Origin of the sequence: Rhizobium sp. ZW T2_16 (genome assembly GCF_044987325.1) — a bacterium.
Lineage (GTDB): Bacteria > Pseudomonadota > Alphaproteobacteria > Rhizobiales > Rhizobiaceae > Neorhizobium > Neorhizobium cellulosilyticum.
In genome coordinates, this window is the sequence record NZ_JBJDRG010000001.1 from 557,416 (window position 1) to 571,593 (window position 14,178).

13 protein-coding genes are annotated in these 14,178 nt (G+C 58.7%); 6 read left to right on the forward strand and 7 right to left on the reverse strand.

Features of this window, described 5'->3' with window-relative positions:
- Positions 1 to 53 precede the first annotated feature (53 nt).
- Entirely contained in the window at positions 54 to 890 is an 837-nt protein-coding gene (locus tag ACI3K0_RS02635) for a DUF2076 domain-containing protein (protein ID WP_404944859.1), read from the forward strand.
- 160 nt (positions 891 to 1,050) lie between these two features.
- On the opposite strand, the gene queF is transcribed toward ACI3K0_RS02635, so the two are convergent.
- Together queF and ACI3K0_RS02645 are read right to left on the reverse strand one after the other, a co-directional pair.
- Complete coding sequence (gene queF, locus ACI3K0_RS02640) at positions 1,051 to 1,515, reverse strand: preQ(1) synthase (RefSeq protein ID WP_404944860.1); 465 nt, start codon at positions 1,513 to 1,515, stop codon at positions 1,051 to 1,053.
- On the reverse strand, positions 1,512 to 2,471 hold the full coding sequence (locus tag ACI3K0_RS02645) for a cation diffusion facilitator family transporter (RefSeq protein WP_404944861.1): 960 nt from the start codon (positions 2,469 to 2,471) through the stop codon (positions 1,512 to 1,514). The genes queF and ACI3K0_RS02645 overlap by 4 nt, the downstream gene beginning before the upstream one ends.
- A gap of 229 nt (positions 2,472 to 2,700) precedes the next feature.
- Between ACI3K0_RS02645 and ACI3K0_RS02650 the strand changes: the two genes are divergently transcribed.
- From ACI3K0_RS02650 to ACI3K0_RS02660, 3 genes are read left to right on the forward strand one after another with little or no spacing between them, the layout of a single operon-like run.
- A complete protein-coding gene (locus ACI3K0_RS02650) occupies positions 2,701 to 3,192 on the forward strand; it encodes a MarR family winged helix-turn-helix transcriptional regulator (RefSeq protein WP_183821363.1) in 492 nt (163 codons plus the stop codon).
- On the forward strand, positions 3,189 to 3,869 hold the full coding sequence (locus tag ACI3K0_RS02655) for a GNAT family N-acetyltransferase (RefSeq protein WP_404944862.1): 681 nt from the start codon (positions 3,189 to 3,191) through the stop codon (positions 3,867 to 3,869). Before ACI3K0_RS02650 ends, ACI3K0_RS02655 begins: the two co-directional genes overlap by 4 nt.
- 48 nt (positions 3,870 to 3,917) lie before the next feature.
- On the forward strand, positions 3,918 to 4,391 hold the full coding sequence (locus ACI3K0_RS02660; RefSeq protein ID WP_404944863.1) for a cupin domain-containing protein: 474 nt from the start codon (positions 3,918 to 3,920) through the stop codon (positions 4,389 to 4,391).
- Between the two features lie 48 nt (positions 4,392 to 4,439).
- On the opposite strand, the gene ACI3K0_RS02665 is transcribed toward ACI3K0_RS02660, so the two are convergent.
- Together ACI3K0_RS02665 and ACI3K0_RS02670 are read right to left on the reverse strand one after the other, a co-directional pair.
- Positions 4,440 to 4,940 carry a GNAT family N-acetyltransferase gene (locus tag ACI3K0_RS02665; protein ID WP_404944864.1) on the reverse strand — a complete coding sequence of 167 codons (501 nt, stop codon included), beginning with the start codon at positions 4,938 to 4,940 and terminating at the stop codon, positions 4,440 to 4,442.
- Between the two features lies 1 nt (position 4,941).
- Positions 4,942 to 7,131: an anthranilate synthase gene (locus ACI3K0_RS02670; RefSeq protein ID WP_183821359.1), complete on the reverse strand. Its 2,190-nt coding sequence runs from the start codon at positions 7,129 to 7,131 to the stop codon at positions 4,942 to 4,944.
- A gap of 326 nt (positions 7,132 to 7,457) precedes the next feature.
- Between ACI3K0_RS02670 and ACI3K0_RS02675 the strand changes: the two genes are divergently transcribed.
- Positions 7,458 to 8,723 (forward strand): extensin family protein, encoded by a 1,266-nt coding sequence (locus ACI3K0_RS02675; RefSeq protein ID WP_404944865.1) that lies wholly within the window; start codon positions 7,458 to 7,460, stop codon positions 8,721 to 8,723.
- A 6-nt stretch (positions 8,724 to 8,729) separates the two neighbouring features.
- Here ACI3K0_RS02675 and ACI3K0_RS02680 read toward each other — a convergent pair whose 3' ends face one another.
- The 3 genes from ACI3K0_RS02680 to ACI3K0_RS02690 all read right to left on the reverse strand — a co-directional run bounded on the left by ACI3K0_RS02680 (position 8,730) and on the right by ACI3K0_RS02690 (position 13,253).
- Entirely contained in the window at positions 8,730 to 9,041 is a 312-nt protein-coding gene (locus ACI3K0_RS02680) for a hypothetical protein (RefSeq protein WP_183821357.1), read from the reverse strand.
- 142 nt (positions 9,042 to 9,183) lie between these two features.
- Positions 9,184 to 10,863 carry a formate--tetrahydrofolate ligase gene (locus ACI3K0_RS02685; RefSeq protein ID WP_183821356.1) on the reverse strand — a complete coding sequence of 560 codons (1,680 nt, stop codon included), beginning with the start codon at positions 10,861 to 10,863 and terminating at the stop codon, positions 9,184 to 9,186.
- 167 nt (positions 10,864 to 11,030) lie between these two features.
- Positions 11,031 to 13,253, reverse strand: coding sequence for a TonB-dependent hemoglobin/transferrin/lactoferrin family receptor (locus ACI3K0_RS02690; RefSeq protein WP_404944866.1), 2,223 nt, complete (start codon positions 13,251 to 13,253; stop codon positions 11,031 to 11,033).
- A gap of 292 nt (positions 13,254 to 13,545) precedes the next feature.
- On the opposite strand from ACI3K0_RS02690, the gene ACI3K0_RS02695 reads away from it, so the two are divergent.
- A complete protein-coding gene (locus ACI3K0_RS02695) occupies positions 13,546 to 14,079 on the forward strand; it encodes a TIGR00645 family protein (protein ID WP_183685211.1) in 534 nt (177 codons plus the stop codon).
- Positions 14,080 to 14,178 lie beyond the last annotated feature (99 nt).

Here is a 14,178-nt window from a genome sequence, read left to right on the forward strand (position 1 = left end):
GCCGCAATCGCCGCTTACCTCCTTGGACAGCCCAAATGCCCAAGGAGGCAAGAATGTCACCGGAAGAACGCCAGCTTCTCAATTCTCTGTTCGAACGCGTCCGTACCGCCTCGGCAACACCGCGGGATCGGGATGCGGAAGACTTGATCGATCAGGAAACCCGCAAACAGCCCTACGCGACCTATTACCTGGCCCAGGCGGTTGTTGTTCAGGAAAAGGGGCTGGAAGCGGCATCCAACCGTATCCGGGAGCTGGAAGACCGCGTCCATGAGCTGGAAGCCGCGCAGGGAGAAAATCGCCAGGCGGAACAGGGCGGAGGCTTCCTCAGCTCGATCTTCGGATCGCAGCAATCTCGTGCCCAGGCGCCAGTCCAGCAATCGTCCGCTCCAACCTCCGGTCCGTGGGGCGCTCGTCCGACATACGAAGGCCCTCGCGGTTATGACGATGGTTACCGCGCTCCTCCTCCACCCTATGGCGCACAGGCATCCGCCCCTCAACCATACGGGCCATGGAGCAGCGGCCCCTCCCGCGGACCGTCAGCCGGCAGCAGCTTTCTCACCGGCGCACTCGGCACCGCAGCCGGGGTCGCCGGCGGCATGCTGCTTGCCAATTCGTTGTCAGGCATTTTCAGCAACCACATGGCGGGCGCAGGTCTCGGCAACCCGCTCTCCGGCGCCAGCTCCTTCGGTGCCTCCGAGCAGCTGGCAGTCGAGGAGACCGTCGTCAACAACTATTATGGCGACGACGCGATACGCGAGGCATCGGACAAGTCGGACGATGGCACCAACGACAATGACAACGACGCCTGGCAGCAGGCCGGCTATTCGAATGACGATGCCGATCAGGACAATGGCGACTTCGACAGTAACGACGATAGCTTCGACGTTTGATCGATGAAGCCACCAACGAGAAAGCGCCGGGCAGTGATGCTCCGGCGCTTTCTTATTCCGCCAATGCGGCAGCCTATCCCAGCCCCTCGCTTTGGCTCGGTGCGTTCGTCACTGCAATCGATTCACTGGATCGATTGCTCCGGCTGCCCCGGACCGTTCTTCACCCACGTCCGCGATAGGTCGGTACGCCCTGATCCGGCAGCCACACGCCTTCCGGCACGGCGCCCGTCTGCCAGAACACGTCGATCGGAATGCCACCGCGCGGATACCAGTAAGCGCCGATCCTCAGCCATTTCGGCTGAAGCAATTCGACCAGCCGCTTGGCGATATAGACCGAGCAATCCTCGTGGAAGGCGCCGTGATTGCGGAACGAGGTCAGAAACAGCTTCAGCGACTTGGATTCGACCAGATAGGCATCGGGAATATAGTCGATGACGATATGGGCGAAATCCGGCTGGCCGGTCATCGGGCAGAGCGAAGTGAATTCCGGCGCGGTGAAGCGCGTCACGTAATCCATGCCCTGGTTGCTGTTCGGCACACGCTCCAGCACGGCGTCTTCCGGGCTCTTCGGTGCGTCTACCTGTTTTCCGAGCTGCGACAGCCCGCTGACATCCGTCATCGTCATTCGCCCATTCCTTCCAGGCTTGTATGTCCTTCGACTTCGACCTTCTGTCCATGGGCGCGCTCACCTTCGGGCTCCACATGAATGGCCAGTGTGGCGCCGGGAATAGCCTCTTTGATCGCATCTTCCAAGCGGTCGCAGATATCATGTGCCTCGCCTACCGTCATCGAAGCCGGTACAACCAGATGAAAATCGATGAAGGCGGCCGCTCCTGCCCGCCGGGATCTGAGGTCATGAACCCCGAGCGCACCAGCCGAATGCGCCGTGATCGCATCGCGCACCGCCGCTTCTTCATCCGGCTCCAGCGCCTTGTCCATCAACCCGCCAAGTGAATGCGAGATCACCTTGTATCCCTGCCAGAGAATGTTGATCGCAACGAGAATGGCCAGCAGCGGATCGAGGATCGCGTAACCGGTAACAACCGCGAGGATCAGACCGACAAAGACACCCGCCGACGTCACCACGTCCGACATGATGTGATGACCATCAGCCGCCAGTGCTGGAGAACGATGTGCCGTCCCGACCCGAATCAGGATCGTCGCCCAGATGGCGTTGATGACGCCCGCGACGGCGTTGATCGCAAGCCCCAGCCATGGTGCCTGCATGACTTCCGGCGAGAAGAGTGCACCCCAGGCCTCCTGAATGATCAGGATAGCAGCAACGATGATCAACACACCCTCGACAACCGCCGAGATATATTCCGCCTTATGATGGCCGAACTGGTGGTCGTGATCGGCCGGCCGCTGCGCGTATCGGATGACGAAATACGCAATGAATGCGGCCGTGACATTGACCAGCGATTCCATGCCGTCGGAAAGCAGCGCCACGGAACCCGTCACCCACCAAGCCAGCATCTTGAGCCCCATCACCCCGATCGAGATGGGAATACCCCAGAATGCGAGCCGCTCGATGATGGCTCGATCTTTGTTAAGCGCCGTGTTCACCGGTTTGTCCTTCATTCGCTGCGCCATTATCCAGACGCCTTTTTGCTGGTGAGAATGACTTGCAGAAGCCATGCCCTGAAACGACGAAACCGCCACGGCGAGCGGTCTCGCAGCAGCGGTTTCGGATGAGTGAGCATATGCCGCAGAGCGTCGGTTTTGTCAAAGCGCTTTCAGGATCAAATCTCCTTGCAAGAAAACATAACCATTTATATAATGCGTTATACAATATTATGGAGAGGTATGCATGCCTCACGACATCGTCAAAGACTTCGGTTACCTTACCTTGGGAACGAGGCTTCGCCGCCTCGGGGAAATGGTGCAGGCCAATACCCAGCTGATCATGCAGCAGCATGGCATCGATTTGCCTGCAGCACATTATCCCTTTCTTGCAGCGATCGACCGCAACGGGCCGCTGACGGTCGGGGAACTTGCCGATGTCATTGGCATATCGCAGCCGGGCGCCACGCGCACGATCGGCCAGTTGGCGGAGGCAGGATTGCTCGACCTGTCCGTCAGCGATGGAGACCAGCGCCGCAAGCAGGTCTCGCTGACCAAGGCAGGACAGGATCTCGTCGACTATTCCACCCGCGAGGTCTGGCCGGGCGTCGAAGCCGCCGTCAGAAACCTTTGCACCGATCTCGACGGCTCCTTCCTGGAGCAACTCGCATCCATCGAAGACGGCCTCAAGCACCGCCCGCTGATCGAGCGCATGAATAAAGACAAGGAAACGAAATGACCCATCTCCTCGATCGCCCAGCCTGGAACGCACTGGCCACCGTCCATTCGGCCTTCGCCGAAGGCACCCCGCGCGCCAAACGTTACGCCCCCTCAATCGTGCCCTTCGCCGCGATGCAGGACGATACGTCGGAAAGCATCGCCGCAATCACGGTCCTGCCGTTGGCCAGCGAAAACATGGCTCTCGTAGAAGCGGGGCCGATCCCCGCCCTTCCCGGTTTTGAGACCATCATCGATGCCACGCTGGTGCAGATGCTGGCCGACAAGCCGTTCGAGCGTATCGAAGACCCTCGCATCGTAAAACTGGGCGAAGAGGATGCAGCCGATATGCTGGCGCTTGCGACGCTGACCAAGCCCGGCCCCTTCACGCTGAAGGCGCAGTCGCTCGGCACCTTCTGGGGTATCAGCATCGATGGCAGGCTCGTCGCCATGGGCGGCCAGCGCATGCGCCAGCCTGGCTTTGCCGAATTGAGCGGCCTCTGCGTCCACCCGGACTGCCAGGGCAAGGGTCTCGGCAAACTGATGCTGCGCTTCGTCGCCGGCGAGATTTCTGCCGGCGGAGAAACCGTTTATCTCCATGCCTACAAGCACAACGAAGGCGCTGTCGGCCTCTACCGCTCGCTCGGCTTTGCCATCCGCAGCGACATGAATTTTCGGGTCGTCAAACGCAAGGATTAACCGCCAGTCAGCTCCATGATAAAAGAGGCACGAGCAAAGGAGGCAGGCATGTCGATCTTTCAGACGGCGATCGTGTCTCGCCCGGACGATGAGCGGATAGCAAAAACACCGTTCGGCGCGAAGATCGTCATTCATGCCACGGCAGCCGAAACCAACGGCGCCTTTGGCATGTGGGAAACCTTTACGCCGCCCGGCCAAGGTCCTGCTCCGCATATGCACACGCGCGAAACCGAGATTTTCCGCGTAGTCCGCGGCCACTACCTCTTTCAGTGCGGCGAGGAAGAGTTCGATGCGCCACCCGGCACGGTGGTGGCCCTGCCACCCCACGTCCGGCACAGCTGGAAAAACATAAGCAACGAGCCGGGCCAGATGTTTGCCATAGTGACACCGGGCGGCTACGAGCAGCTGTTCATCGACATTGAAACGTCCTGTGCCGATACGCCGGAAAAGATCGCGGTCATCGAGGCGCGCCTCGGCATCTTCAACGAGACCACGCGCGCCATGGGCCTGTCACCTGGCTGAGCCAAGTCCGGCCCAACAACGAAACATCATCAGGCCGCCGAGTTACTGTCACTCGAAGAGCAACGCCATTTTGACGCTGTCGATATAATGCCCGTCGATCCTGACCGCATGGCGGGCAATTCCCTCGTGCTCGAAGCCCACCCGCTCGTAAAGAGCGATGGCACGAAAATTGTCCGCGTGTGCGTTGAGCTCCACCCGATGCAGGCCAGCCGCCCTTGCGGCATCGAGCACGGCGGTAATCAGCCGCCTGCCGAGCCCACGGTCGCGATAACCGGGAATGATGCCCATGCCGAGCGTGCCGCAATGCGCCTCGGCATCCCGGCTCCCACGCCTTATATCGCACCATCCTACGACCTTGCCGTCCGCCACGGCCACCATGTGCGGATGACCGCCGGCGATATTGCCCCTAACGAAGGCCAGCATCGCCTCGATCGGCGGTGCCTCGAGAAAGATCAGGTATTTCCGTTCACTCGCCACGATGTCGAGGGCATCGCGAAACCCCTCGACATGATCTTCCCGTATCGGCTCGATACGGATTGCATCAGTCATATCAAGCCGCCTTCGTCTCACGCTTGCGCGCCAGATGCGCCACGACATTCTCGATCATCCGCATCCCGGCATCGCCGCCGAGCGTCATGATCGATTCCGGGTGGAATTGCACGGCAGCGATCGGTTCCTTGGCATGCTCTATGCCCATGATCGTGCCATCCTCGCTTTCCGCGGTGATGATGAAATCGCGGTCGAGCGTCGCCGGATCGGCAAAGATCGAATGATAACGGCCGACCGTCACTTCCTTCGAAAGGCCGGAGAAGACGATCCCCGGCTCCAGCACTCTTATACGCGACGGCTTGCCGTGCATTGGAATGGCGAGGTGCCGAAGCTGACCGCCATAAGCTTCAGCCAGCGCCTGCAGGCCAAGGCACACACCAAAAATCGGCAGGTTCTTCGCCCGCGCCGCCTTGATCGTCGCCTTGCAGTCGAAATCCTTCGGATTGCCCGGTCCGGGCGACAGCACGACGAGATCGGGATCGATCCGGTCGAACACCTCGTCCGGCACTGGCGTGCGCACGGTGGAAACCGTCGCCCCCGTCTGGCGGAAATAGTTGGCGAGCGTATGAACAAAACTGTCCTCGTGGTCGACGAGCAGGATCTTCACCCCCTCGCCCACACGGGCAACATCGCGGGAAACCTTGCCGGAATTGCCGGCGCGCGCATCGCGAATGGCTGAAATCATGGCCGATGCCTTCAGTTCGGTTTCTGCTTCTTCCTCTTCAGGGTTCGAATCGTTGAGCAATGTCGCCCCGGCGCGCACTTCGGCAATCCCGTCCTTGACGCGAATGGTCCTGAGCGTCAGGCCCGTATTCATGTCGCCATTGAAGCCGACCATGCCGATCGCCCCACCATACCATGCGCGCGGGCTGCGCTCGTGGCTTTCGATGAAGCGCATCGCCCACAGTTTCGGCGCACCGGTCACGGTGACGGCCCATGCGTGGGAGAGGAACCCGTCGAACGCATCCATGTCCGGCCGAAGGCGGCCCTCGATATGGTCGACGGTGTGGATGAGCCGCGAATACATCTCGATCTGCCGGCGACCGATCACCTTTACCGAACCCGGCTCGCAGACGCGGCTCTTGTCGTTTCTGTCGACGTCGGAGCACATCGTCAGCTCCGACTCGTCCTTCTTCGAATTCAACAGCTTGAGGATCTGCTCGCTATCGGAAATCGCATCTTCGCCGCGCTTGATCGTCCCGGAAATCGGGCAGGTCTCGATCCGGCGGCCCGACACGCGCACGAACATTTCCGGCGATGCGCCGATCAGATATTCCTGGTTGCCGAGATTGATGAAGAAGGAATAGGGCGACGGGTTGATAGCCTTCAGCCGGTTGGAAATCTCCGAAGGTTTGCTGTCGCACCGTTCCATGAATTTCTGGCCGGGAACCACTTCGAACAGATCGCCGCGACGAAAGCTCTCCTTCGCCTCGGTGACGAGCTTGGCATATTCACCCGGCTTGTGATCGCCCTTCGGCGGCGTCACCGTCGTGCGCACGAACGGATCGGGCGCGATGTCCTGGCCCTTGCCCTCGGTCGTCACTCCACCCGTGGCGAAATCGTAGCGGTCGATCCAGGCCTTGGCCGCATGGTGGTCGACGACGAGGATCTCGTCGGGAAGGAACAGAACCATGTCGCGCTGGTCTTCCGGCCGCTGCATGGCAAGCTTGATCGCGTCGAACTGGAAGGCAAGATCGTAGCCAAAGGCGCCGAACAGGCCAATCGCAGAGTCGGCTTCGGAATAGAAAAGATCGACGATTGCGCGCAAAACGGTAAACACCGTCGGCATCTTCGAACGTTCTTCCTCGGTAAACACGCGAGAGGGCTGGTTAACTGTGAGGTCGAGGCGGCGGGTTGTCCGCTCGCCAAGCGTCAGGTCCTCGACACCGGCGAGCCTGTCGGCAACGAAGCCGAGCAGGACTTCGCCACGCTCGTTATAGGCCTCGATCCACACCTTGCGGCCATTGCAGGTGATCCCGAGCGGCGGGTCGACGATCGCCGTGTCCCAGCGCGTGTAACGGCCCGGATATTCATAGTTCGACGAGAAGACAGCACCGCGGCGCTCGTCCAGCCTGTCGACATAAGACGAGATTGCCGTTGCATATTCCGCCGGACGGCGAGCCCGGCTGACGGTTATGCCGCCTCGCGTCTCGTAGGTCTCGGAACCGTCCTCGCGAATGATCGTCACCATTGTAATGCCCTTGCCTCTTCGATCTGGTTCGCCCGGTTCCCGCAAAGCGGCCAATAAAAAAGCCGCCTCGGTTCTCGGGCGGCTTGGTCTGGTCTTGTCGATGGACATGACTGGTCAAGGCCGCGTTAGCGTGCCCACCACCAGTTACCGTTGTTGTTCATCGAAATCGTCATGGGCGGAATTGTTAGCGTGGCAGGACATACCGCGCAAGCACAAAAATATTGTCCTGTGATGCGACCAAAACAGGTCGATCCGCGTTGCCCCTCTCGCCCGGCATCCGTTGCGCCGAAGCACAGTGCAGAACCGGCCCGGAGGACAGACAGGGAATGAAGCGGTCAACCTTACTCATCGCGCTTGCCGCACCTCTCATGCTTGGTGCAGCCTTACCGCCCGAACGGCCGGCCCTGCCGGGCAGGAGCGCCGAAATCGTCGAGGTCAACGTCATCGACCGCTTCCTCAAGGATACCGGCATTCGCAAACAGTCTTCGACCAGGGAGAAGGCGAGAACCCGTAGCCGCAACACGTCGCGCAATGCCATCCCCAAACCGCCACCGCTCGCATCCGTTCCCTTACCCATTCAAAAACCGGCCGAAACCGCACAGCAGGCGACGCCCGAGACGCCTTTGCCTGCGGACAAACTGGGCGAGGCCGAAAACCGGAAGTCCGAAGAACAGGCAGCGCCACCCGAGACGAATAGCGCTGAAAACAAACCGGCGCAGTCCGACCTCGCCAAGCCCGACGAGAAAGCCGCTTCTTCACCTGCAAAGCCGGAGACCGAAGACCAAACCAAGCCCCCAGTCGTCGAACAACCCTCGACCGCCACCGAACCGACGCGCGAGGCCGAGGTTCCCACACCGCTTCCCAAGCCCGAAACCGACACCGCGGCCGCCAGATCGGACGGCGCCGAACCCGGATCACCGGAGAAGCCAGCAGAGAAACAACCCGCTCAGGCTGAAACAGAACCTGACGGCAAGCAGGATGAGGCAGGCGAAACGGAAAAGGCCGAGACACCGCCTCCCCCGCCTCTTGTAAAAGAGGATCCACAGGAGCTGCAGGCTTGCCTTGCTGACCTGAAGGCGATCGGTGCAAAATTCGGAACCAACGATCCTATCGACGACGGCAATGGCTGCGGCATCGAGCATCCGATCGATGTGGCGGAAGTCTTGCCCGGCGTCGATCTCGGCGGCGCGACCATGCGCTGCAAGACGGCGCTTACCATGGCCCACTGGCTGAAAGACACGGTCCAGCCCGCCATGACCATCGCCATGCCGGGCCGCAAGATCGTCGGCCTCGTACCCGGCTCTACCTACCAGTGCCGTTTAAGAAACAGTGCATCAACCGGAAAGATTTCCGAACACGCTCGCGGCAACGCCTATGATGTTGCAGCCTTCAAGCTCGACAATGGCGAAAAGATCGAGATGAAACCGAGAACGGAAGATTCGACGCTGGAAGGCGCATTCCAGCGCACCGCCACTGCCGGAGCATGCCTGCACTTCACCACCGTCCTGTCACCGGGCAGTGACGCATCGCACGAAGACCATCTTCACTTGGACATCCTCGAGCGAAACGGTGGTTATCGCTATTGCCGGTAAAGGGGCTTACTGCTGCGTAACAGTGAAGGACGATCCATTGCCGGCATCGCCGCTCGAAGTGCCTCTCGTCGGAGCAGGCCTCAGATCGAGCACCGGCGAACATATGCGGACGATCCGCGAATATCCGGATTGCGTGACCTTCAACAGACCGCATTCCTCATTGGCATAAGCGGTGCGAACATAATGCCGCTGGCTTTTTGCCGTCGGTGGATAATAGCCCCGAACGAGATCGGCCGCACCGGCCGGCAATACAGCGGCAGCGCCAAACACCATGACTGCGGCGATGGACAGAGAATATTTCCCAAATACGATCGACATGAAACTCTCCGCACGAAATGAACGAGGATCGGTTTTGCCCATCCTGCGCATCATCAATTCCAAATTCAAGCTCAGGTTCCCGCGATGATTTCCCACAGCTTGATATATTCGTTTCAAACGGCAATCGACCTGAACAATATTATCAGAACAGGCCCTCGATCTGCCCCTCGTCATTGAGAAAGATCCGTTCGGCGGATGGCGACCGCGGCAGACCGGGCATGGTCATGATTTCGCCGGTGATCGCCACGATAAAGCCCGCACCGGCGGAAAGCCTCACCTCGCGAACATGCACGACATGCCCCTCCGGCGCGCCACGAAGGGTCGGATCGGTAGAGAAGGAATACTGGGTCTTGGCGATGCAGACCGGCAGATTGCCATAACCCTGCTCCTCCCACGCCTTCAGTTGATCCCGCACCGCCTTGTCGGCAGTCACCTCGCCCGCATGATAGATTTTCGATGCGACCGTCTGGATCTTGTCGAACAGCGGCGTCTCGTCCGGATAAAGCGGCTGGAACTTTGCCTGTCCGCCATCGGCGAGCTCGACCACCTTGTAGGCCAGTTCCTCGATACCCGCCGACCCTTCTGCCCAATGGCGGCAGACGATCGCATCGGCGCCCAGCCTGTCGACATAATCCTTGATCGCGGCGATCTCGGCATCCGTATCCGAAATGAAGTGATTGATGGCGACGACCACCGGTACGCCGAACTTGCGCACATTGGCGACATGCCGGCCGAGATTGGCGCACCCGCGCACCAGCGCCTCGATATTCTCGGCAGAAAGATCTTCCTTCCTCACCCCGCCATTCATCTTCAGCGCCCGGATGGTCGCGACGATGACGGCCGCATCGGGTTTCAGGCCCGCCTGACGGCACTTGATGTCGAAGAATTTCTCCGCCCCGAGATCCGCCCCGAAACCGGCTTCCGTCACGACGTAATCGCCAAGCTTGAGCGCCGCCTTGGTAGCGATCACAGAGTTGCAGCCATGAGCGATATTGGCGAACGGACCGCCATGCACGAGTGCCGGATTGTTTTCCAGCGTCTGCACCATGTTCGGCTGCATCGCGTCTTTCAGGAGCACCGCCATCGCCTTGTCGGCCTTCAGGTCACGCGCATAGACCGGTGAGCGGTCGAAGCGATAACCGATGACGATCTGGCCGAGCCGGCGCTCGAGATCGCTGAGGTTTTCGGCAAGACACAGGATAGCCATGACTTCGGAGGCAACCGTGATGTCGAAGCCGCCTTCGCGCGGATACCCGTTTTTCGCACCGCCGAGCGACATGACGATTTCGCGCAGCGCCCGGTCGTTCATGTCCATCACCCGCCGCCAGGTGATGCGACGGATATCGATATTGAGCTCGTTGCCCCAATAGACGTGATTGTCGATCATCGCCGAAAGCAGATTATGCGCAGACGTGATCGCATGGAAATCGCCGGTGAAATGGAGATTGATATCCTCCATCGGCACGACCTGCGCATAGCCGCCGCCGGCCGCCCCGCCCTTGACGCCGAAACAGGGGCCGAGCGACGGCTCGCGCACGCAGATGACCGCCTTTTTTCCGATCCGGTTCAGTCCGTCGCCAAGACCAACTGTCGTCGTCGTTTTCCCTTCGCCTGCCGGCGTCGGGTTGATTGCCGTAACGAGGATCAACTTGCCGTCTCTTTTGCCCTCAAGTGAGGCAATGAAATCGGCGCTGATCTTCGCCTTGTCATGACCATATGGAATGATATCGTCGGACGAAATCCGGAGCTTTTCGCCGATGGCAATGATCGGCTGCTTTTTCGCCGCTCGGGCAATTTCGATATCCGATTTCACATCTGCCATGTGGCTTCCCTCTTGGCGACTGATAGGAACATTTTGTGTGGCATGCTTTACCGAAGCCCGCCCGCACTGTGAATAGCCGGTTTTCGGCGTCAACCGCCGATCCAAAAGAAAAAGGGCGATACGATCACTCGCACCGCCCTCGACTGGAGATTTTGAAAAAACGGCTGTTAGAACCGCTGGGTCAGAGAGATTTTGAACGATCGGCCGGCTTCAGTATAAAAATCCACGGGCTGATTGGTCGATGACGAAGATCCAGGATTGACGTCGCGTACACCGACGGCATTCCAATATTTCTTGTCGAAGAGGTTGTAGACACCGGCCTGGATACGGAGACCGTTCGTCTGCTCCGGCTCCCACCATGCAGTCAGGTTGGCGACGCCATATCCCGGCGCATCGAAGGTGGCGCTGTCGCCGTCATCACGCATTCCAGCCGCAAAGATCCCCGTCAGCTCGCTACCCCATGTTTCGCTGGCATAACCAAAGCTGACAACGGACTTGAAAGGCGCGACGGTTCGAATGAGATCGTTTGTGTCAACATCAACGCCATAGGCGTAGGCCAGAGATGCTGTTCCGAAGAAACCATTCGCAAAATCCTTTCTCGCCTTCGCTTCAATACCGGTAATGCGCACATTCGGCACGTTTCGGTAGATGAAATAGGTACCAGAGCCACCGGGAAATGCCGGATTTGCCGTATTGGGTTCTGTCTGCTGCTCGATGAAATTCTTATACCTGTTATGGAACACAGTAAGCTTGCCGGTAAGGTCACCCGACTGGTAGGTGGCTCCGGCTTCAAACCCGTTGCTGATCTCAGGCTTTAGATCTGGATTCCCCAAAACGGCGTAGCCAAAGCTGGCATTCGAAAAGTTCAGGTAGAGTTCGTTCATTGTAGGCGCCCGGTAGGCCATCGACCACTGAGCAAAAAGTTGAACCTCTGGGCTCAGATCGTAAGTCGCCAGCAACTTCGGCGAGAAGCGCGCACCATCATTGCTGCCGGGAGTGCCGAACGTATCATAGGCAGGGTTGCTGTTGGTCGATCCCTTCGGATCATACCGGAAAGCATCGAAGCGGATACCGGGTGTCAGCTTGAAGCTGCCATCGCCGAAGGCAATCTCGTCTTCTGCATAAAGGCCGATATGCTTACCAGTAACTTCAGGAATGTCAGACTGCGAGGCGGAAGAGGATCCGCCGGTATTGGCATAGAGATATTGATCAAAATAGGAGATGGAAGCTGCGCCTCCGAACCGAAGCGTATGGTTGAGACCACCACTATCAAAATTGCTCTCTGCACCGCCGACAATACCGTAGGCATTGTTCTGCATGGAATCTTTACGAATGTACGTGCTTCCGTTAGCGCGCTGATCTCCCGAACGAGACATCTGCGCCGTGCGCTGCCAATAAACGGAGAGGTTGGCACGATCAATCAGGGCGTCAGCAGCAGTAGCTTCATATTCGTAGTCGATTGACACGCGATCGCGCTCACGATCGTCGTCACCCGCATACTCTCTGGGCATATAGGTCCCCCAAAGCGTCTTCAGGTCCGTATCGGTCTTCGAGAGATAGCGCTCGGCCGTTATGCCGATACGATGGCCGCCCTCGAGATCCTGGCGCAATTTCACCATCAGGTTGCTTTGATTGACGTCCGCGGGATTGGGCTTGGTTCGTGCAGAACCAAATACATTGCTCTCCCCTTTGTTGTCCAATTCATGACCGCGCTTGTACGCTCCCTGGAACAAGATGGAGGTGTTCTCGATCTTCTTTGCAACAGCAATGGATCCACCGATGCTTCTGTCATCGCCAGAATACGTCGCCTTGGCGAGACCGCCCCAGTCCTTTTCTGGACCGATCAGATCCTCGGGTTCAAGTGTGTGAAGCGATAGCGCTCCACCAAGCGCACCAGAACCAATGCGACTGGAATCAGCGCCACGGATGACATCAACGCTGGACAATGCGGAGAAATCGAAGTTCGCACTACTGCTGCTCAATGTGCTAGTCGCCTGGGCTGCACGAGCGAAGTTTTCGAAATAGGCGATCGGAATATTGTCGACGAGGGTGACGACACGGGGACCGCCGAGACCGCGGATGAACAGGCCGCCAGGCTTACCGGGTCGGGCTTCGGCAAAGTCTACGCCAGGCTCTGTCGTGTTACCCAGATCCTTGAGGCTGCCTATATCCCTCTTCGCAATATCATCCGCCGTAGTCGTGCTTGCCAACGGGTTGCTTTCAGCAGGATCCCCTGCCTTCACGCGCTTTCCCTTAAGCGTGATAGGCCTCAATGTTGTCCCGTTCTGCTCCGTGGTCGCGGCCTGCTGCGCCGATGCTTCTGCAGCCATCGAAAGCAGCGCGAGAGCAGTGCAGGTGGTAAGGATCGATCGAAGACGCCGGCTGGCCATAGCTATCCCTTTATATGGCCGCACGTCATCACCCCTCGCACGAAAGCACGATGGAAACGGCGGACCAATTTAAAATCTGTCGAAAATGTGGCGGGCAGCTGAAATCTGCCTTATTCATGCCATTAGAAAACATGACTATCGTTGTCAATTATTAAAACATGACTCTATGAATCATGTTTCTGTGATCCACTCCAAGTGATTAAAATGCAACAAAGCACGGCGTATCCGGTCTTGCCGGAACTACCTCCGGCCTATTATGTGAAGCACCCCTGATTAAGCCGGAGCGCACTTGATGAAATCGCTGGAACTGCTGGTCGAGAAGATCATCCTCTCAAGCCGCTGGCTGCTGGTCGTCTTTTACATGGGCCTGGTCGCCGCGCTGGCAGTCTATGCGCTTTCCTTCGCCTTCAAGTTCTGGAAGGTCGCCCAGAACGTCTTCACGCTTGGTGAAGCCGAAATGATCCTCGCCATGCTCGGCCTTATCGACGCAGCGCTCGTCGCAAGTCTTATCGTCATGGTGATGATTTCGGGTTACGAGAACTTCGTCAGCCGCTTCGATGAGGCTGAAGCGGACGTTTCCTTCCTCGGTAAGCTCGATGCCGGTAGCCTCAAGATCAAGGTCGCATCCTCGATCGTCGCGATCTCCTCGATCCACCTGTTGCAGATCTTTCTCAATGCCGCTCAATACACCGATGGGCAGCTGATGTGGTATACGATCATCCATCTTGCCTTCGTCGTCTCCGCCGTTATGCTCGGCTGGCTGGAACGGATCATGGCCGCCACCAAGGCCGACAAGAACGAAGGCAAGCACGAAGCGCATCTTTAATGTACTTTCGCGGCCTTTCGCCACGGGCAGAAGTACCGCCGCAGGAGCAAAGTCTCGAACTGAATAATTGATTCGTAATCCATGTCGCTTATCCGATGC